This window comes from Ruminococcus sp. 8Y-12 (assembly GCF_058119865.1).
In genome coordinates this window covers 887,983-907,819 of sequence record NZ_CM176623.1, presented here as the reverse complement: position 1 = coordinate 907,819, position 19,837 = coordinate 887,983, and the positions used below count along the sequence as shown (strand labels likewise).

The following is a 19,837-nucleotide window of genomic DNA, read 5'->3' as shown; positions in this document are numbered from 1 at the left end:
TGCCTATCTCTGTACAGTGCCATTATTCTCAATGACCTCAGCCAGCGTTTGAAACAGAAGGCTGGGGTCAATGGGTTTTGCAAGGTGGCCATTCATTCCCGCGGAGGAGGCCCGGATAACATCCTCACGAAAGGCGTCGGCAGTCATGGCTATGATGGGAATCGAGAGAGCCCTGGGGTGATCCGACTTGCGGATTGCCATGGTGGTTTGGTAGCCGTCCATGACAGGCATCTGTACATCCATCAGGATTAGGTCGTACTGTCCGCCGTTTGTGAGAAATTTATCCAGGGCCTCCCTTCCGTTTTCTGCGCAGTCCACAGTGATATTGGTCATTTTTAGCAGTTCCATTGCGATCTCACGATTCAACATATTGTCCTCGGCCAGCAGTACATGGTGTCCTGCCAGGTTCGGACGTGACCCTTTGTCACCGGGGGTGGGAATCAGAACTAACCGGTTTATTCCTGTGACGGACAACAGGGTATTATACAGTGTGGAGGCAAATATCGGTTTGGCCAGAAAGCCATTGGCCCCTGCATCTCTTGCGCTCTCCTCAATTGCCGTCCAGTCATAGGCGGTAATAATAATAATCGTGGTATTTGGTCCTACCAGTTCCCGGATACCCCGGGTCACTTCAATGCCGTCAATGTCCGGCATTTTCCAGTCTATGAGGCAGACATCGTAGTCTGTTCCTGTTTGATGCGCTTCCCGGACCTTGGATATACACTCAGCGCCGGTCATTACCCAGTCTGAGTGGATACCCAGGTTCTCTAAAAGAAGTGAGGCGTGGATGCAGTTGTCTCTGTCATCATCTGACACCAGCACTTTAAGGGATTCCAGCGCGGGCTGTTTTTGCAGCTGTACCCTCTTTTCGTTTTCCGGCAAATCAAAGTCCAGTTCCACCGTGAAGGTGCTTCCGATTCCAACCTCACTTTTTACAGAGATGGTTCCTCCCATGAGGGTAACCAGATTTTTGGTGATTGCCATACCCAGACCGGTTCCACCTGAACTTTTCCCTGCGGCAAGGTTCTCCTGTTCAAAGGGAGTAAATACATGGGTCAGAAACTCTTTGCTCATGCCCAATCCAGTGTCACTCACGGCAAAGCTCAGGCGGACCCGGCTGTCTGTGCGCTGCAGCTGCCGGATTTCCAGCCGTATGGAGCCTCCCTTGGGGGTAAACTTGAGGGCATTGGAGAGGAGATTGAGTAATATTTGATTTAAGCGGAGGGAATCTCCCACCAGAAGCGTATCTATGAGGTCCACTAGCGGAACAGTGAAGATCAGTTCCTTGGAGACAGCCTGGGGATAGATGATAGAGGTGATGGACTCTGCCACAGTCTCCAGGTTAAAGGTCTCATGGGCAATGCGCATCTTGCCCTCATCGATTTTGGACATGTCCAGAATATCGTTGATCAGGGACATAAGATGCTTGGAGGAGTATCCTATTTTTTCCAAACAGTCCGCCACACGCTGCTGGTCGTCAATGTAGGCGCCGGCTATGGTGGTCATGCCGATAATGGCGTTCATGGGGGTTCGGATCTCATGGCTCATGCGTGAGAGAAAGTCAGATTTGGCCCGATTGGCGTTTTCAGCCACAGTGAGGGCGTCCCTGAGCGCCTCGGCCTGTTGGGTGAGCTGTTTCTGCATTTCCCTCAGCTCCGTCACATCCGTGATATCGATGAAGATTGCCAGATACACAGGGCATTCTTCCTGCCAGTCCACACAGGTGGCGTTCACTTGCAGCCACAACAGCTGGTTTTGCCTGCTCTTCACACGCATGACAAATTGCAGGGGGGCTCCACTCTTCATTTTGGCTTTTTGGGTGTTGATTACATCCATATTGGCTTTTATATTTTCCCTGTGGAGAGAACCTCCGTCTGTCTCTATGTCGCCTCCGAAGTATTCGGTAAAGCGGTCATTTGCCTCCAGAAGAGTCAGATGCAGATCTGCCCTGATCCGGTCCACACGGTATTTGGCCACAAAACCGGGGAGGCTTTCGTAAGTCACGCTCTGTTCTCTCTGCATACGGACGACCTTGTCAATATTGGTGAGCACAGTGTATGCTACCTGATACCCGTCTATGTACTCATCTGCAAATTGGGTGGAGAACTGTACCCATATGAGCTCTCCGCTTTTCCGCCTTATCCGGGAGACAATCTGGTAACCGCTGCGGTGCTCTGAGAGGGCAGTCAGAACGGTCTGCGTAAGCTCCCTCCACTCCTCCATGTCCTGTTCATAGTAGAGATCCGGCCGGTTGTGGTATTTGGCTTCATATTCCTTCTTAGGCCAGCCTATGAGCTGATAGTAGAATTCATTGGCCCAGATTAAGGTGAAATGTTCGTCCAGCAGGTGTTTGCTGACACTGACACCCAGAAGACGCATTAGTGTGTTGTATTCATAATCAGCCGGTGTTGTCTGAGAGCCAATGCTGTCTTTTTCTATTTCTCTTTCCGACTCTGTCATGTTTGTGTTCCCTCCTACCTGCGTCCTTGAAGGGACGCCTTTCTTTTAAGACACTGCACCCTTACCTTGTTCAGGTAAATTTGTTTAAATCATACCATAAAGACTAAAAAAACTCAACAGTCTTATGGCAATTTGGACTGGGAGATGATAAAATTAATTACTGTGCTAATAACTATAAAAAGCTACGTATCTACGAAGTTCCAGAAACTAAAATGGGGGTGCTTACCAATGAAAAACAATCACCAGCTTTCCAAGTTAATATATGATTTTTTTCTAATGCGGTTTCATTTTCAGTATTACAAATACGGGGACACGCTTCCGTCCATTGAGACACTATGCCGGGAATTCAGTGTTTCCCCTCAGACGGTGAAGTCGGCATTGCGGCGCCTTCGGGAAGAAGGCTTTATTGATATGCACAACGGCAGGTCAACTAAGGTTATCTACCGGCAGACAGAGCAGGAGTTGTGGGAGAAAATCCAGCAATATCTTTCTGCCCGCCAGTGGGAGTTTGCGGATCTTTTCAAGACAGCGGACATGATCTTCACTCCCATGATCATTGAAGGGTTTCGCCGCATCAGCAGCGGGGAGTTGGAGGAGCTCGCTCATTATGTGCAGGGGGGCAGGGTGGACTATGTTCTGAAGTTTTTTGGCTATGTTTTGCAGAAATTGGAAAACCCCTTGACTATGAACCTCTACTGGGAAACTTCTATGTTTTTTGGGCTCTCCTTTGTAGGAGAGAAGATCATCCCAAATCTTCGCGACCCTGTTGAAGTGTATGAGGCTCTCAGGAACATTATATCCACCAGCCGGGAACAGGACTGGGATCATTTAAATGACGCGATTGTGGACTATCAGAGAAGATCTGAACAGAAGGCGCTGGAAAGAATAGCTGCGGATCTGCCAGTCCGGCGGGATCAGGAGCAAATTCCCTTTATCTGGAGAATATACTATGACCGCCCGCAGATCTGCTATAGTCTTTCCATGCGCTTGCTGCATGAAATCTATTTAGGGGAATACCGGGGAAAAAGATTTCTGCCCTCCTATGAAAAAATGGCGGGAAAATACAATGTGTCAGTCAGCACTATGCGCAGAACCATCCGTGTAATTACTGAGATGGGTGCGGTGGAGCCGGTGAATGGGGTTGGTATCCGTATTCTCTCAGTGGGAGAAACAGAGAGGATGCCGGATTTTGCCAGTCCCGCGGTGCGGAGCAATGTGGCGTTGTTCTTTCAGGCCTTTGAGCTGGTTATCTATACCAGTGAGAGAGTGGTTCCTGTGGTACTTAAGGGATCTGAACCTGAGGAGCTGGATAGTCTGATCAGGCAGCTTGAGGAAAACAGACATACCGGAAGATGTGAGTTTTCCTTGTGGCATCTTTTGATCTATATTGCGCAGTACAGCCCTCTGAGAGGGGTGAGGGAGATATATGAAAAAATATATGGACTTTTTCTGTGGGGCTATCCCTTAAAGATTTCCCATAAAAAGACGTTGCGCAATGATCAGGAGGATGAGCGGTTTACAGAGAATATGCTCCGGTCACTGAGAGAGGAGGACTTTCAGAAAGCTGAAGCCTGCTTCCGGGGGCTGGTCACCCGGCAGTTTGCAGTGGCGGAAAGGTATCTGCTCAAATGCGGCATGCAGCCGGATGAACTCAGGATTTCCACGTCAATTCGGCTGATGCTGGACTGATCCTTAGCTTCGGCAGACGCTATTGGCATGGGGAAGAGGCTTTAAATTGTCGCTGGTCAGCCCATCGCCGAAGTTTTCTCCTTTTCAGTAAAATCATTTCAAAGTAACAGCAGAGGGGGCGATTTTGCCCCAATCTGCCGTATTCATTGGGGGCTTCTCTCCTGTTCACAGAATTTTCAATGAAAAAACACAGACTCATCTCATAACCAACACAAAATTTCTATAAGATAGTTTCAGATTTAAGCCGAATAGGAGGGACTATCTTGATTGAAGTGAAGCATTTGGTGAAGAAATATGGCAGCAATGCGGCAGTCAATGATCTGAGCTTTCGGGTTGAGCGAGGGCAGATCTATGGATTTTTGGGGCCTAACGGGGCAGGGAAATCCACTACGATGAATATTATTACCGGTTACCTGGCTTCTACGGAGGGTACGGTGGTAATTAATGGACATGATATTTTAGAGGAGCCGGAGGAGGCGAAGAGATGTATTGGATATCTCCCGGAGCAGCCGCCCTTATATTTTGATATGACGGTGAGGGAGTATCTGGAATTTGCAGCAAGATTGAAAAAGCTTCCCAAGGGACAGCGCGGGACTCAGATCAGTGAAGTTATGGAGATGACCATGATCACGGATATGCAGAACCGGCTGATTAAAAATCTCTCAAAAGGCTACCGGCAGAGGGTGGGACTTGCCCAGGCTGTGCTGGGATACCCGGAGGTCATTATCCTGGATGAGCCTACCGTAGGACTGGACCCAAAGCAGATCATTGAGATACGGGACCTGATCCGCAGTCTGGCAAAGAAGCATACGGTGATCCTCAGCTCTCATATTCTGTCAGAGGTGAGCGCGGTGTGTGATTACGTGATGATTATTGCCCATGGACAGCTGGTTGCCAGTGATACGCCTGAGAATCTGGCGAAACTCATGGAGGGGCAGAGTACTCTGCAGGTGAACATAAAAGGCGGAGAGCCGGAAGTGCGCCAGGTGCTGGAGAGCATAAGCGGAATCACGGAGATGGAGTTTGCAGACGGAGCGGAGGAAGGCACAGTGGATGTGCAGATCAGGACAGAGGAGGATGCGGATATCCGGGAGGAGCTCTTTTATGCCCTGGCGGAGGTGGGATGTCCCATTCTTGGCATGCAGATTTCGCGCGTGTCTCTGGAGGATATTTTCCTGGAGCTGACGGCTGAGGAAAGCGCAAAGGAACAGAATGGGGATGATCATGAGCCTCCGGAAGGCGGGGACTACGTGAATGGTGAGGGCAGTGTTGAGGATGCTGCTCAAAGTAACCCGGCCGAGATTGCACAGGAGGGGGAAACGGACGGTGCGCAGGACAATGTCTCAGGGCGAGATGAGGATAATGTGACAGAGCGTGCGCCAGAGAAAGCGGAAACCAGGGCAGCTTCTATGGAGAACAGAAGCATCTGGATAGGTGAGGGTATCCTGCGGCGCACAGAACCCACCCTGGAGGACGTGGTTTTGGCTGGAATGCAGGAAATTGTGGCTGAGAGGGGAGGAAATGTGTCATGACCATTATCTGCAGAAAGGAACTGAGATCTTACCTCACTTCCATGACAGGCTATGTATTTATTGCTTTTATCTTGCTGCTTACGGGGATTTATTTTACTGCTTACAACCTCAGTATGGGGTATCCGGTGTTCGGCTATACGCTTTCCTCTATCACGTTTGCGTTTTTGATTATTACTCCTGTGCTGACCATGCGGGTGCTGGCTGAGGAGAAGAAACAGAAGACCGATCAGCTGCTGCTCACTGCACCAATCTCTGTGGCGCAGATTGTAGCGGGGAAGTATCTTGCCCTGGCAGTGATCTTTTTGATACCCACAGCAGTGCTGTGCCTGTACCCTCTGATCATGAGCAGTTTTGGAGACGTATCCCTGTCCATGGCTTACACAGCAGTTCTGGGATTCTTTTTGCTGGGGTGCGCCAATATTTCTATCGGGGTCTTTCTCTCTTCCGTGACAGAGAGTCAGATCATTGCGGCAGTGCTCACCTTTGCGGTGCTGTTTGTCTCCTATATGATGAGCGGGATTGAGGGTCTCTTTGGAGAGACGGCGTTTGTGTCTTTCACCGTGTTTGCAATCCTGATTTTGGCAGTCTGCGTGGGGATTTATTATATGCTCAGGAATGCGTTTGTGGGGATTGTGGCCGGCGTGGCCGGGGAGGGCGCGTTGCTGGCGGTTTATCTGATTAAACCGGCCCTTTTTGAGGGTGCAGTACAGAAGTTTTTATCTATATTTGACCTTACCAGCCATTTTTCGAATTTTGTGGATGGAATGCTGGATTTTACAGGGATAGTATATTATCTGTCTGTGATTCTGATTTTCCTGTTTTTAACCGTACAGTCTATTCAGAAGAGACGCTGGAGTTAGGAGGGCAGCTATGAAGATGAAAACAAAGAGGCCTGGAAGGCATAAGGGCAGCAAGAGAGCAATACTGCCCAGATGGAGCAGCAAGAGTGTACGCAACGGTTCCTTTAGTGTTGTTATCACCGCAGTGGTGATTGCCATTGTGGCGGCGGTAAATTTGATTGCGGGCGAACTTCCCAGCTCTGCGGCTAAGGTGGATGTGAGCGAGAACAAACTCTACACGGTTGGAGAGCAGACGAAGGAGGTTGTGAAGGGCTTAACGGAGGATGTGACACTGTATCTGGTGGCGGAGAGCGGCAGTGAGGATGACAATCTGCAGAAGCTTCTGGAACGGTATGAGGAATTGTCTTCCCACTTGAAGGTGGAGACAAAGGACCCTGTGCTCTATCCTAAATTTTCCTCCCAGTTTACGGATGAGGAGGTGGCCTCCAACAGTATTATAGTGGCAGGGCAGAAGCGCAATAAAGTGATCAGCTACAGCGAAATGTATGAGACCAGCATGGACTACAATACCTACTCCTACAGTACCACAGGATTTGACGGGGAAGGACAGATTACAAGCGCCATAGCTTACGTGACTACGGAGGAGCTGCCGGTGATGTATGTGCTTGCGGGGCATGAGGAGTCACCCCTGACTTCTGATATGACCGCTGCTGTAGAGAAGGGAAATATTGAGATTCGGGATCTGAGTCTGCTCACATCAGAGAGTGTGCCTGAGGATGCGGACTGCCTGTTTCTCTTTGCGCCTCAGAAGGACCTGTCCCAGGAGGAGGCTGACAAGATCATCACGTATTTGGAGAACGGGGGCAGGGCGTTTATTGTCTCCGGCTACACGGGTAAGGATATGCCGAATTTTCAGTCGGTTTTACAGAACTATGGGGTGCGCACCATGGATGGGATTGTGCTGGAGGGAGATGCCAACCACTACGTGTCCGGAAATCCCTCCTATTTGGTGCCGGATGTGGCAGTAAGCGATGCCACCGGTGATCTGGGCAGTAAGAACAGCCTGATCCTCATGCCTGTGGCACAGGGAATCGAGACGCTGGATACACCGAGGGAAACCATTGATATCCAGAATATTCTCACCACCTCTGAGTCCGCATATGTGAAAAAAGATGCAGAGAATATGACCACTCTGGAGAAGGAGGATGGGGATGAATCCGGGACCTTTACTCTTGGGGTGGCAATCACCGAGAATCGCGATGACGTGGAGACGAAGATGGTCTATCTCTCCAGCAGCAGTTTGTTTGTGGACAGTATCAACCAGGCAGTTTCCGGCACGAATATGGAGCTGATGAGTAGTGTCCTGAGCTGGATGTGCGGACAGGAATCCAGTGTCTCCATTCCAAGCAAAAGTATGCAGGTTTCCTATCTCACATTGACGTCTGCCAGCGCGGGATTCTGGAGCATGGTATCTACGGCCCTGCTACCTGCACTGTGTCTGCTGACTGGAGGGGTGATATGGTTTAGGAGGAGAAAGAAGTAATGAAAAAGAGCAAATTACAGGTGCTTTTGGCCTCCGTCTTTGTGCTGATCCTTCTGCTGGTGGTATATTTTATCCTGGACTTCAGCAACAGGGAGAGGGAGGAAAAGACAGAGACGGAAACACAGGGGGAGCAGGTGCTCTCTATGGACACAGATGAGCTGCGCCATGTTTCTATTGAAAATGCAAACGGTACGCTTTATTTTTTCAAGAAGGATGATAATTGGGTGTATGAGGAAGATGAAAATTTTCCACTGGATGAGGATACGTTTGAGAATCTGGTTTCTATTTTGGAAGAAGTTTCTGCGGTGCGAACCCTTGAAGGGGCGGGCAGTCCGGATGAGTACGGTCTTTCAAAACCTGCAGTCACCGTCACCGCAGAGACCGGGGATGGGGTCAAGCAGGAGCTGTATATAGGAGATATGAACACTTCCACGGGAGACTACTATGCAAGGTCCGGGGTGGGAGAGAGGATTTATACCATTGACGGAGCCACAGCGGAGGCATTCACCTGCGGACTTTATGATCTGGTCAAGGCCAGCAACTTCCCCTCAGTTTCTTCCGCAAAGCTGACAGGATTCAAGGTTGAGAAGGAAGAGCAGAGTATATCCTTTACGAAATCAGAGGAGGATGACAGTTGGACAGAGAGTGCAAACGGGCAGGAAAGCAAGGCGGATTCCGACAAGATGACTGCACTGACGGGGGTGGCGGATAGTCTCATTTATACATCCTATGTCAACTATAATGCAGAGGATTTAAGTGTGTATGGGTTAGAGGAACCGGGGGCTGTGGTGACCATAGACTATACCGAGACCCAGGAGGGAGAAACAGAGGGGGACGAAACAGGATCAGAAACCATGGAGGTCCCCAGACGGGTGGTGTTGGAGGTGGGAACACAGGATGAAAACGGTGATTATTATGTAAAGCTTCAGGGAAGCAGAGAGGTGCATACCATGACAGCGGCGACCCTGGATACATGGCTGAATGAGATTTAATTTTCGACCAGGTCATTTTCGGAAATGACCTGGTCGTTTCTCAAAAATGACCTGGTCAAAATGGGGGAAATTATAAAGTTTCTATAAAGTGGCGGACGCATTGGGTTACACCGCCCAGTAGGATCGCCGTATCCTGAAGCAGGGAGGGCTCTATCCTCCCGAACCTCTGTGCGAAATTATGCAATTTCCCGTGGATTTCTTTTGTGATCTCAGGAAAGTTCATGGTAAAGGAGCTGTTGACCACAATGATCTCTGGATTTATGGTGTTCAGAAGATTGTTGATGCCAACAGAAATATACTTGATAAAGTCATCCATGGTCCGCATGGCATCTGGATCTTGAGCCTGGTAGAGATCAGCAAAACGGTCGGGGGTTATCTCTTCCCCTTTTACTTTGGAGAGTGCCTTCAGAAGTGCCCGCTCCGAGGCATAGGTTTCCAGGCAGCCCCGATTGCCGCAGGGACAGGGCCGTCCGTCTACGGAGATGATGGAATGTCCAAATTCCCCAGCCAACCCATTTTGTCCTCGAATCAGCTCATTGTTCATAATGATTCCCAGACCAATACCGGAGTGTACGCTGATGCTCAGCATATTAGGAGTATGGTAGCTATAGTTCCATTCCCCGAGGACAGCCAGATTTGCTTCGTTTTCCAAAAGAACCGGGATGCCCAGGCGCTCTGTCAGCTCTTGCGCAAAATCCAACTCTGCATAAGGAGAGTAGGGAACAAAATGGGGAATGTTCTCATGCACTACACCATGGATTCCCAGACTGATTCCCACCACACCATAGGTGCAATCGGGAAGTTTTTCCATGGCATTTTCAATCAGATCCCCCAGCACAGGAATGATTTTTGCCCTTCCTGCCTGATTCTCTATCCGTTTCAGTGAACAGTTCTGTCCGTTTAGATCCGCAGTCATCAAGGTGATGAATTCAGCGGAAAGGTCCAGGGAAATCACATATCCGCAGCCCTGATTAAACTGCAGCAGTATGGGTTTTCTCCCCTTTTTTGTATTGTCACTTCCAATTTCCAGCACCAGATCTTTGTCCAGCAGTACTTGAACAATGGAGGAAATGGTGGCTTTGGTCAGGCCTAGCTGCTTTGAGATGGTAGCTCTGGAAATAGGACCTTTATGCCGGATTCTATCCAGCACAAGTTTTGTGTTGATATCTCGTATCAGTTCTTTGCTTCCGGTTATCATACTTCATTCCTCCTATGATTTGTAACAGTACCTTCAAAGTATATTTTATCAAAAAAATTCATACAAAAAAAGAAAAATGTGACTTGAATTTTCCGAATTTTCAGTGTAAAATAATTATATCATATTTTGTTTAATCAGTAAACAAAAATATACGAAAAAGGGGGACATTAATGGAAGTAAAGAAGATTACAGATTCAGCGTTTCGAAAGTATGGCAGAATAGTGGATCTGGACCTGGCTGATCTGGGAAGGCGTTTGGATGACACAAAGGTCACAGAGGATGTGGTATATGTGCCGTCAGATGCATCACTGGAGGACTGTGCTGAGTTCGATGACATCCAGAACAGCCTTTTTGGAGGGATGCCTGTGCAGATTGGCTACTGCAATGGAAGGAATCATCTCCTGAATGCAGTGGAGTACCATCGGGATTCGGAGATCAATTTTACACAGACAGGCGCGGTATTGATGCTGGGCTGTCTGCAGGACGTGGGGGAGGACTATACCTACGATACCGCCCTGATGGAAGCCTTCTGCGTACCTGCGGGTACGGCTGTGGAGCTGTATGGAACTACACTGCACTATGCTCCCTGCAGCCTGAATGACAGAGGATTCCGTGTGGCCGTCATACTGCCCAGGGGGACTAACACGGAGACCCCCCAGGTTTCCGGGAAATCCGGGGAGGATAAGCTGCTGACCGCGAGAAATAAGTGGCTGATTGCCCATGAAGATTCCGGGCTTGGGAAAGAGGGCGCCTTTGTGGGCCTTGTGGGCGAGAATTTAAGTATCAACTGTTAAGGTACAGAACAGCTATCAAGAAGCAATGAAAGGAAGGGATAATATGATGAACAATATACCTAAAATTAAAATCGGAATCGTAGCAGTAAGCCGGGATTGCTTTCCGGAAAGCCTCTCTGTGAACAGGAGAAAGGCCCTGGTGGAGGCCTACAAAGCAAAGTACGATGAGGACAACATCTATGAATGTCCCGTCTGCATTGTGGAGAGTGAAATACATATGGTGCAGGCCTTAGAGGACATAAAAGCTGCCGGCTGTAACGCCTTGGTGGTTTATCTGGGTAACTTTGGACCAGAAATTTCAGAGACACTACTGGCAAAGCATTTTGACGGACCAGCTATGTTTGTGGCAGCTGCTGAGGAGTCGGGGGACAACCTGGTTCAGGGCAGAGGGGATGCCTACTGTGGAATGCTGAACGCCAGCTACAATCTGCGGCTGCGCAATATAAAAGCCTATATTCCGGAATATCCTGTGGGCACGGCCCAGGAATGCGCAGACATGATTGAGGAGTTTCTCCCAATCGCCAGGGCTGTGGTAGCTCTTAAAGATTTAAAGATTATCAGCTTTGGTCCCAGACCGCTGAATTTCCTGGCTTGCAATGCGCCCATAAAGCAACTCTATAACCTGGGCATTGAGATTGAGGAGAATTCAGAACTGGATTTGTTTGAGGCGTTTAACAAACACGAAGGAGACAGCCGAATTCCTGAACTGGTCAAAGAAATGGAGGCAGAGCTGGGAGAAGGGAACCACAAGCCTGAGATTCTGCCTAAACTGGCCCAGTATGAGCTTACGCTTCTGGATTGGATTGAGGAGCACAGAGGGTACCGCAAATATGTGACAATTGCAGGCAAATGCTGGCCCGCATTCCAGACCCAGTTTGGATTTGTCCCCTGCTACGTGAACAGCAGGCTTACCGGAAGGGGCATTCCCGTGTCTTGTGAGGTGGATATCTACGGCGCGCTCAGCGAGTTTATCGGAACCTGTGTCAGCGAGGATGCGGTGACGCTTCTGGACATCAACAATACGGTTCCCGCAGATCTTTACCAGGAGGAGATCCAGGGCAAATTTGACTACACACAGAAGGATACCTTTATGGGATTCCACTGCGGAAATACCAGCTCTAAGAAGCTGTCCTCCTGTTCCATGAAGTACCAGATGATCATGGCCAGAGCGCTGCCTGAGGAGGTAACCCAGGGAACCCTGGAGGGAGACATTACACCAGGCGACATCACCTTCTTCCGTATTCAGAGCACTGCGGACTCCCAGTTAAAAGCATACATTGCCCAGGGCGAGGTGCTTCCGGTTGCCACTCGTTCCTTTGGAGGCATTGGGATCTTTGCGATTCCCGAGATGGGACGTTTCTACCGCCATGTGCTTATTGAGGGGAATTTCCCTCACCACGGGGCAGTGGCATTCGGTCATTTTGGAAAAGCACTCTACGAGGTATTCAAATACATTGGAGTAGGGGTGGAGGATATCGGATTTAACCAGCCAAAGAGTATGCTGTACAAGACGGAAAATCCGTTTGCGTAACAGCCGCGATATAGGGCAGTATACGGAGGAAGGAGTAGCAGGCAAATGCGTTATATAGGAATTGATTTGGGGACATCCGCGGTAAAGCTGCTTTTGATGAGTGCAGAAGGAGATATTGAAAATACGGTGTCAAAGGAATATCCGCTGTATTTTCCTCAGCCGGGATGGTCGGAACAGAATCCTGAGGACTGGTGGAAGGCAGTGCTTAAAGGGTTAAAAGAGTTGACAGTGGAATGTGACAGGAGTACCATCAGAGGAATCAGCTTTGGGGGGCAGATGCACGGGCTGGTGGTACTGGACGACAGGGATCAGGTGATTCGTCCCGCAATACTGTGGAACGATGGGAGGACGTCTAAGCAGACAGACTATTTGAACCGTGTTGTGGGAAAAGAAAAGCTCTCCCAGTATACCGCCAATATTGCCTTTGCCGGATTCACAGCTCCCAAGATTTTGTGGCTCATGGAAGAAGAGCCGGAGAACTTTGGGAAGATCAGTAAGATCATGCTGCCAAAAGATTATTTGGCCTACAGGCTGTCGGGAAGCTTCTGCACTGACGTATCGGATGCGTCCGGTATGCTGCTGATGGATGTGGAACACAAGTGCTGGTCCCATGAGATGCTTGGCATCTGCCGGATTACAGAGAGCCAGCTCCCGAGGATTTATGAGAGCTATGAGGCAGTGGGAACCCTGCTGCCCCAGTTGGCCGAAGAGCTGGGATTTCCCAGTGATGTAAAAATCGCAGCGGGAGCGGGAGATAATGCAGCAGCTGCAGTGGGAACCGGTACCGTGGGGGAAGGATGCTGTAATATCTCCCTGGGGACCAGCGGAACCATATTCATTTCCAGCGAGCATTTTAAAGTGGACCCAAACAATGCCCTGCACGCCTTTGCCCATGCGGACGGACACTATCATCTGATGGGGTGTATGCTTAGTGCCGCGTCCTGCAATAAATGGTGGATGGAGGAGATCCTGAATACCAGGGAGTACGGGAAAGAGCAGGAGACAATCACGAAGCTGGGTGAGAACAGAGTGTTTTTCCTCCCCTATCTGATGGGAGAGCGGTCTCCCCACAACGATTCAGATGCCAGGGGAACCTTCATCGGAATGACAATGGATACCGCAAGGGAAGACTTAACCCAGGCGGTCCTGGAGGGGGTGGCATTTGCCATCCGGGATTCCTTTGAGGTGGCAAGATCTTTGGGAATCCAGATTAAGAGGACCAAGATCTGCGGGGGAGGGGCAAAAAGCCCTCTCTGGAAAAAGATCATCGCAAATGTTCTGGGAATTCCGGTAGATATCGTGCGGACTGAGGAGGGGCCGGGGTACGGTGGCGCAATCCTGGCGGCGGTGGCTTGCAAAGAGTATGCTACCGTGCAGGAGGCTGCCGGGAAGCTGGTCCGGGTGTCCGACACAGTGATGCCGGACGAGGAGCTGACCCGGAAGTACGATGAGCGGTACCAGAAGTTCAGGAAGATCTACCCAAGTGTGAAGAAACTGTTTAAGGAACTCGTATAAAGTAAAAAGTGCAGAAGCGACCGGGTCATTTTTCAAAAATGACCCGGTCGCTTCTGCACTTTCTGCGCTAACTGTTCGTACAGCTCCCGGGTTTTTGCAGAATCCCGGGTATTAAAGTAAACCGTACACTCCGACAGAACAATCTTCACCACAGGAGCGTAACCTATATAGTAGTACATACGGCACTGCCCGTACCCCTTGAGTCGAAACTTGCCCAACAGGTACTGCCCGGTATCGGCCCCGTTATTTTTGGTGTAATCCTGGGTGGGAAGTCCGTCCACCAGGGAGACTTCTTCCACCTCCTCCAGGGGAAATTCCATGTCATAGGAACCTGCGGTTATCGAAACCTGATTTCCCGCAATTGTCAGACCAAAGGGCGTAAAGTCCAGTCTCAGGAACAAAACCACCATCCACAGGAGCAAGGCAGCTAAGATTCCCCAGAACAGGTAGCAGATGAACCTGGCTGCGGGATGGGCCATGTTGAAGTTGAGGCTGGAGGTCATACCCGGCCTGGCGGGCGCCAGAAAGCTCTTCCTGTTTGGATTGTAGTAATATCCCCTGGCCCAGTACGCATCCTCATCCACCACCACAGGCTCCGGGTCTGTATTAACAAGGTCAGAAATCTGCTTTCCCATGGAGCGCAGGCTCCAAAAGAGCAGGAGTACAGGCACTGACTGAAAGCAGAGGTAGATCCAGAGGGCAGTGAAATCCTCCTTTTGGCCTCCCCGCCATTCCCACTGCAGATATATAAGACTCAAGCTGTTCAGCACAGCGGTGACGATCCAGCACAGAGACCAGAGTCGCTTGGCAATCCGGTTGCAGGCCAGATTGATCCTGCTGTCCCGGCTGTACACCACATTGCGCCTGCGCGCAGTCACATAGTAGAGAATCAAAAAGAGCAGGTTAAGTCCAAAGGCGAGTGCAAACAGCAACGGCTGGATGACTCCTGGAGAGGCGGCAGTTTCCTGGCCCGGGTAGAACAGAGGAGCCAGGCAGACTAAAAAGGAGGGCAGAAACCACCATGCAGAGAGTGGCATTTTCCCGCTGGCGTGGCTTAACTTTGTATCAATGGTAACCAAATGGGCGGAGTCCTCCATGAACCACCCTTGCTGCTTTTTCAGGGAGTAGATCTTTTGAAAGTATTTTTGATACAGAAAATATCCGCCCCCGTACAGAATCCCACACCAGAGAAAATACAGGATCAGGAAGACGGAGAGATACCAGTTGGCCAAAAAACACAGTGGAACGTGCAGCAGGATGCAGAGCAAAGCCAGTCTCTTTACCTGGCGCCTGTAGTTCCGGACTACTTCCTGAACCTGAGGGGAGCGCATCTGTTCGGGAGTCAGAGTTGCCCCCAAAAGCAGATGCTGCTGCGGCTTGGCGGCAGCCATAAAGGCATAGTAGCCTGCCCCCAGCATGGAGATACTGCAGAATAAAATGATAATTAAAAACATAGCTATCCCTCCCGCGGCTGTGCGTATTTTTTAGAGCAGCCGGAAAACTCATCGAAAATACGGCTGCATAGAATTAGAAACTCTTCCTTTGGGAGCCCCTTCGCTGCAGCCTGAGCGCTTAACAGCTCCAGCTCAGATGTGAATTTCTCACGGAATTCCCGGTCCATGTCCAGGTTTTCCCTCACCGCTGCACCGTGCCTCCGGTCGATTTCGATATAGCCCTCAGCTTTCAGCAGCTGATACGCTTTGTTCACTGTCATTGTGTTGATGCCCGCATCCGCCGCCATCCGGCGCACTGTGGGCAGGGATTCGCCGGTCCGCAGCTGGCCCCTGGCAATCCCCATTACGATCTGGTTTCGCAGCTGCACATAGATGGGAATCTCAGATGAGAGATCTAGTTCAAGGATCATGGGCACACCTCCTTTGTATTAAATGTATTATATCATATAATACTTAAAAGAAAAAGAAAAATTACATACCGGAAAGCTTGTTATTGGGGTAAATATAGATTAAAATATAAGAAGAGAATCCAGGAGTGATAAACGCCCTCACCGAAGCTGCGTTTAAATAGATTTTTGCATGTAACTGTGAAGGCATTAAACCGTTACGAATAGGGTTACAAAACATGATACACCGTATTCAGAGAGGAGTAGGATCATGATTGCTGTATGGAACCGCAGGGAACTCTGCATCACTTTTCAGCTAAAAGAACAGTCTGAAATCAGAAATCTTTTGACAACAGAGGGGATTGATTACAGCCTGAAAGTAATAGACCGCAGCAGCCCCTCGGTTCTGGCGAATACCAGGGCCAGGGTGGGCTCCTACGGTCAGGATCAGGCGCTCATGAAAGAGTACATTATTTATGTTCATAAGAAAGATTATGAACGGGCGGCGAATCTTATGTTGCTGTTCACACGCTCACAGTAACAATCTCATCGGCCGCAGTAAGCGCGGATAGCTTCCCCCATAAACCGGGCTGTACCCTCACCTGCCTGGTCTATATTTTGGGAAAAGCGTTCATCGCAGGTATACATTTCCCCGAGGCCTGCCAAGATCTCATCTGTGCACTTGTAATAGCTTTGGGTGATATAGTCCTGCCATTTTTTCACAAGGGCTCTGGCTTCATCACAGCCGGGGTCCTCAGCACGCAGCGCGGCAAATTCTTCAAAAATCTGAGCCATCTCCCGGGTAAGGACTTTCCAGTCATCCGGGGTGTAGCCTTCGGTCTTTTTCTCACTCTCTTTATAGGCGCTGGAATCTCCCCAGCGCTCCTTTACTTCTTCCGCGTACTTTTTTTTCACTGCATTGATCTCACTTTGATTAAATTCCTGAAAACTCATAGTATTCTCTCCTTTCAGTTGACGGTCTGCCAGGCCAATGAGCTTTTCCAGACGCTCTTTTTTCATCTGGAGCAGCTCTTTCTGCCTCTGCAGAGCCAGTCTTTTGTCATAGTCTGGGTGGGAAAGAATGTTTCGTATCTCCTTGAGCGGAAACTCCAGCTCCCGGTAAAAGAGGATCTGCTGCAGCACTTCTAAGGCCTCCTCCGAGTAGTACCGGTATCCGGATTCGGTGGTACTCGAGGGAGGTAAAAGTCCAATTTCATCGTAATAGTGCAGGGTGCGTACGCTGACCCCGCACAGTCTGGCTGTTTCACTAATACTTCGTTTCATTCCTTATCACCTCAAGGGCAGTATAGTTTATGACGCAGCGTGAGAGTCAAGAGAAATTTGATACAATCATCGGATTTTAATGGATTTCTTTAGGGTGTCCACAGAATTACTCAGGGAGCTGTATTGCTTCATCAGCTTCCTGCTCTCTGTGTTAAACTGCACGTCTGAGGGTAAGGTCAGATAGTAAACGCGGCTGCCCCTCTTTTTGAGGTATGTGTAGTTGGGCAGGTAGTTTTTGAGCTGGCGCCACTGCTTTACGGAGCACCAGCTGACATCAAAGACCTTACCATAGTACCCGGTCTTATAGCTGCCTTTTGCGTGAAAGGAGATGTAGTTTTTTCCTGTGAGAATCACATATGCGTTCTTTTTCCACACTTTAGGCAGAGTCAGAGAAATTTTTTTGTAGGTGATCCTGGTACCATTGCGGACTGCCTTCTTTTTTATGGCTGGATTGGCTTTCGGCATAATCACCAGTCGGCAGGAGGCGGTGCGCAGACCGGACCTTACATTGATATATTCGATGCCGGGCTTTTTTGCAGTGACGCGAATCTTGGTGTTGCTCAGAACCGTACTTGTGAAGAGCTCGCTGTCATAGAGAAATTCCGGACGGCTGTCTGAGTTGATCAGCGTTAGGGTACCGTTTCTGCCCTCTGTCATCACATAGATCTCTTTGCTGAATCTCATAGGGGATTTCGCCCGGGCAGTGAGGGTAAAGCCCAGGGCGAGCACTAGGGTCGAAAAAAGTATCAGTAATTTTCTTGTATGTTTCATAGTCATTTCCTTTCTTGATTAAGTTTATTTATTTTGCGGTCATAGGTGAACAAGCCGTTGACCTCCTCCTCCACATCGGAGAGCTGAGTGTAGACAGCTGCAGCCAATCCATCCTCTGCCAGCCCGCGCACTTCGTCCTGAAGCTTCTCAAACGCTTTCTGGAACTGCAGCAGAGTCTGGAACTTTCGGTATCCATAGACCTGGTCCGAGTGGGAGTGGCCTGCCACATGACAGGTATATCCACCGTATTCTGAGATCACATAGGGGCGGCTTTCGGGGATCACCTGCAGCCTGCGGAAGTAGTTGTGTACGCTTCGGACATCTCCTCCCTTTTGATCGTACCATCCGCTGGCGTGGTCAATGAGCCGGGTGGAATCCCAGTGTTTCATCTTCTCGGTGATTTCCAGGGCGTCAAACTGACCCCACCCCTCATTGAACGGCACCCACATACCGATGCAGGGGCAGTTGTAGAGCTGCTCCACAGCAGCTCGGCACTCCCGGATCCATTGAAGGCGCCCCTTTTTGGATGTCCTGGAGAACAGGGGATAATAGCTGTCCTTAAAGTGGGTGGTGACAAAGGGAAGGGCAGTGGGCAGGTAACAGAGAAAGGTCATGAGAGAACGCCCTCCTCCGTTGACCATATCCTGCCAGACAATCATCCCCAGGCGGTCACAGTGGTAGTACCAGCGCATGGGTTCAATCTTTAAGTGCTTCCGGATCATATTAAATCCCAAGTCTTTCATGGCCTGAATATCAAAGATCAGGGCGTCATCGCTGGGGGCTGTGTACAGGCCGTCCGGCCAATAGCCCTGGTCTAATACTCCGTTTTGGAAATAGGGCTGATTGTTCAGAAAGAGTCTGGGAAGGCCCTTCGCATCCGCTCCCGCTGAAAACTTGCGCATGGCAAAATAGCTCTCGATCCGGTCGAAATCCGTCTCAATGACAAGATCGTAGAGGAACGGGGATTCCGGGCTCCAGGGGCGGGGCTGGGGTATGGAAAGGGTATGGGCTGAGCGCTGAAAGCTTTGGCACAGCAGCAGCCGGCCCTCCTCGTAGACGGACACCTTCTTTGTGCAGGGCCCGGTAGTGAGGACCTCCAGACGAAGGGTTTCGTCGTCCAGGGAAGGGGTGAGCTTTAAGGTATGAATGTGATTTTCCGGAACCCACTCCATCCAGACTGTCTGCCAGATTCCGCTTTGTGCAGTGTAAAACATACCGCCGGGATTCAGCTTCTGCTTGCCTCGATTCTTCCAGGAACGGTCACTCTCATCCCGCACTTTCACCCAAAGGGTGTTGCTGCCCATGCGGGTGTACTTTGTAACATCCACGGTGAAAGAGAGATATCCGCCCAAATGAGTGTCCACCGGATTTCCATTCCAATACACCGCACAGTCCTGATCCACTGCGCCAAAGTGAAGAAGGAGGCGCTGCTTTTTGGGCAGCTCGCTCAGGGAGACTGTTCGGTGGTACCAGAGGTACTCATCGGGCATAAGCGTCCGCTGGACTCCTGAGAGGGGGCTTTCCGGTGAAAAGGGCACTAAAATCTTACCGTCAAATTTAGACGGACGCTGTGTTTCCGCGGAGATGGCATAATCCCACCATCCGTTTAAATTCACCCAGGCGCTGCGGCGCAGCTGTGGCCTTGGGTATTCATCCAGTATGTGCTTTGGATCAAGGGACTCTCCCCACACAGTTGTCAGCTGGCGAGGGGGAGCTTTCTTCTTATGGAATTGAAATGTAGACAGAGCATCCTTAATATTCACGTCACAGCCTCCCCTTTTAACCTTATATATTATATATTTTACCACGAAGCCGGCGTTTACACAAATTTTTAGATTGCAACAAAATGCTGTCACAATGTCAAGGGGAAAAAATTATGAAAAATAGG

16 protein-coding genes are annotated in these 19,837 nt (G+C 49.8%); 9 read left to right on the top strand and 7 right to left on the bottom strand.

From position 1 onward, the window contains the following. Positions 1 to 3: 3 nt before the first annotated feature. Entirely contained in the window at positions 4 to 2,460 is a 2,457-nt protein-coding gene (locus AC0THY_RS03255) for a response regulator (protein WP_489993040.1), read from the bottom strand. 228 nt (positions 2,461 to 2,688) lie between these two features. Here AC0THY_RS03255 and AC0THY_RS03250 point away from each other — a divergent pair, with 228 nt between their 5' ends. From AC0THY_RS03250 to AC0THY_RS03230, 5 genes are all read left to right on the top strand, one after another. Next, entirely contained in the window at positions 2,689 to 4,149 is a 1,461-nt protein-coding gene (locus AC0THY_RS03250) for a GntR family transcriptional regulator (protein WP_489993039.1), read from the top strand. A 272-nt stretch (positions 4,150 to 4,421) separates the two neighbouring features. After that, positions 4,422 to 5,681, top strand: coding sequence for an ABC transporter ATP-binding protein (locus AC0THY_RS03245; protein WP_489994140.1), 1,260 nt, complete (start codon positions 4,422 to 4,424; stop codon positions 5,679 to 5,681). Then, positions 5,678 to 6,541 (top strand): ABC transporter permease subunit, encoded by an 864-nt coding sequence (locus tag AC0THY_RS03240; RefSeq protein WP_489993038.1) that lies wholly within the window; start codon positions 5,678 to 5,680, stop codon positions 6,539 to 6,541. The genes AC0THY_RS03245 and AC0THY_RS03240 overlap by 4 nt, the downstream gene beginning before the upstream one ends. 10 nt (positions 6,542 to 6,551) lie before the next feature. Further along, the gene (locus tag AC0THY_RS03235; protein ID WP_489993037.1) at positions 6,552 to 8,024 is read left to right on the top strand and encodes a GldG family protein; all 1,473 of its coding nucleotides are present in this window, start codon (positions 6,552 to 6,554) and stop codon (positions 8,022 to 8,024) included. Further along, positions 8,024 to 9,016 (top strand): DUF4340 domain-containing protein, encoded by a 993-nt coding sequence (locus tag AC0THY_RS03230; protein WP_489993036.1) that lies wholly within the window; start codon positions 8,024 to 8,026, stop codon positions 9,014 to 9,016. Before AC0THY_RS03235 ends, AC0THY_RS03230 begins: the two co-directional genes overlap by 1 nt. A 70-nt stretch (positions 9,017 to 9,086) precedes the next feature. Here AC0THY_RS03230 and AC0THY_RS03225 read toward each other — a convergent pair whose 3' ends face one another. Further along, positions 9,087 to 10,214: an ROK family protein gene (locus AC0THY_RS03225; protein ID WP_489993035.1), complete on the bottom strand. Its 1,128-nt coding sequence runs from the start codon at positions 10,212 to 10,214 to the stop codon at positions 9,087 to 9,089. A gap of 170 nt (positions 10,215 to 10,384) precedes the next feature. On the opposite strand from AC0THY_RS03225, the gene AC0THY_RS03220 reads away from it, so the two are divergent. Genes AC0THY_RS03220 through xylB form a run of 3 tightly spaced genes read left to right on the top strand, consistent with a single transcriptional unit; the run spans position 10,385 to position 14,054 of the window. Next, complete coding sequence (locus tag AC0THY_RS03220; RefSeq protein WP_489993034.1) at positions 10,385 to 11,008, top strand: DUF4867 family protein; 624 nt, start codon at positions 10,385 to 10,387, stop codon at positions 11,006 to 11,008. Positions 11,009 to 11,054: 46 nt separating this feature from the next. Next, entirely contained in the window at positions 11,055 to 12,539 is a 1,485-nt protein-coding gene (locus AC0THY_RS03215; protein ID WP_489994139.1) for an L-fucose/L-arabinose isomerase family protein, read from the top strand. A 45-nt stretch (positions 12,540 to 12,584) separates the two neighbouring features. Beyond that, positions 12,585 to 14,054 (top strand): xylulokinase, encoded by a 1,470-nt coding sequence (gene xylB, locus AC0THY_RS03210; protein WP_489993033.1) that lies wholly within the window; start codon positions 12,585 to 12,587, stop codon positions 14,052 to 14,054. 32 nt (positions 14,055 to 14,086) lie between these two features. Here the strand turns inward: xylB and AC0THY_RS03205 are convergent, their stop codons facing one another. Together AC0THY_RS03205 and AC0THY_RS03200 are read right to left on the bottom strand one after the other, a co-directional pair. Then, complete coding sequence (locus AC0THY_RS03205; RefSeq protein ID WP_489993032.1) at positions 14,087 to 15,508, bottom strand: hypothetical protein; 1,422 nt, start codon at positions 15,506 to 15,508, stop codon at positions 14,087 to 14,089. Positions 15,509 to 15,510: 2 nt separating this feature from the next. Beyond that, entirely contained in the window at positions 15,511 to 15,918 is a 408-nt protein-coding gene (locus AC0THY_RS03200; RefSeq protein WP_489993031.1) for a GntR family transcriptional regulator, read from the bottom strand. Positions 15,919 to 16,165: 247 nt separating this feature from the next. On the opposite strand from AC0THY_RS03200, the gene AC0THY_RS03195 reads away from it, so the two are divergent. Beyond that, positions 16,166 to 16,435, top strand: a complete 270-nt coding sequence (locus AC0THY_RS03195; protein ID WP_489993030.1) for a hypothetical protein — start codon at positions 16,166 to 16,168, stop codon at positions 16,433 to 16,435. 5 nt (positions 16,436 to 16,440) lie between these two features. On the opposite strand, the gene AC0THY_RS03190 is transcribed toward AC0THY_RS03195, so the two are convergent. The 3 genes from AC0THY_RS03190 to AC0THY_RS03180 all read right to left on the bottom strand — a co-directional run bounded on the left by AC0THY_RS03190 (position 16,441) and on the right by AC0THY_RS03180 (position 19,712). Further along, the gene (locus AC0THY_RS03190) at positions 16,441 to 17,178 is read right to left on the bottom strand and encodes a MerR family transcriptional regulator (protein WP_489993029.1); all 738 of its coding nucleotides are present in this window, start codon (positions 17,176 to 17,178) and stop codon (positions 16,441 to 16,443) included. A 66-nt stretch (positions 17,179 to 17,244) separates the two neighbouring features. Then, on the bottom strand, positions 17,245 to 17,949 hold the full coding sequence (locus AC0THY_RS03185) for a hypothetical protein (protein WP_489993028.1): 705 nt from the start codon (positions 17,947 to 17,949) through the stop codon (positions 17,245 to 17,247). Between the two features lie 2 nt (positions 17,950 to 17,951). Beyond that, on the bottom strand, positions 17,952 to 19,712 hold the full coding sequence (locus AC0THY_RS03180) for a glycoside hydrolase family 2 protein (RefSeq protein ID WP_489993027.1): 1,761 nt from the start codon (positions 19,710 to 19,712) through the stop codon (positions 17,952 to 17,954). Between the last annotated feature and the right edge of the window lie 125 nt (positions 19,713 to 19,837).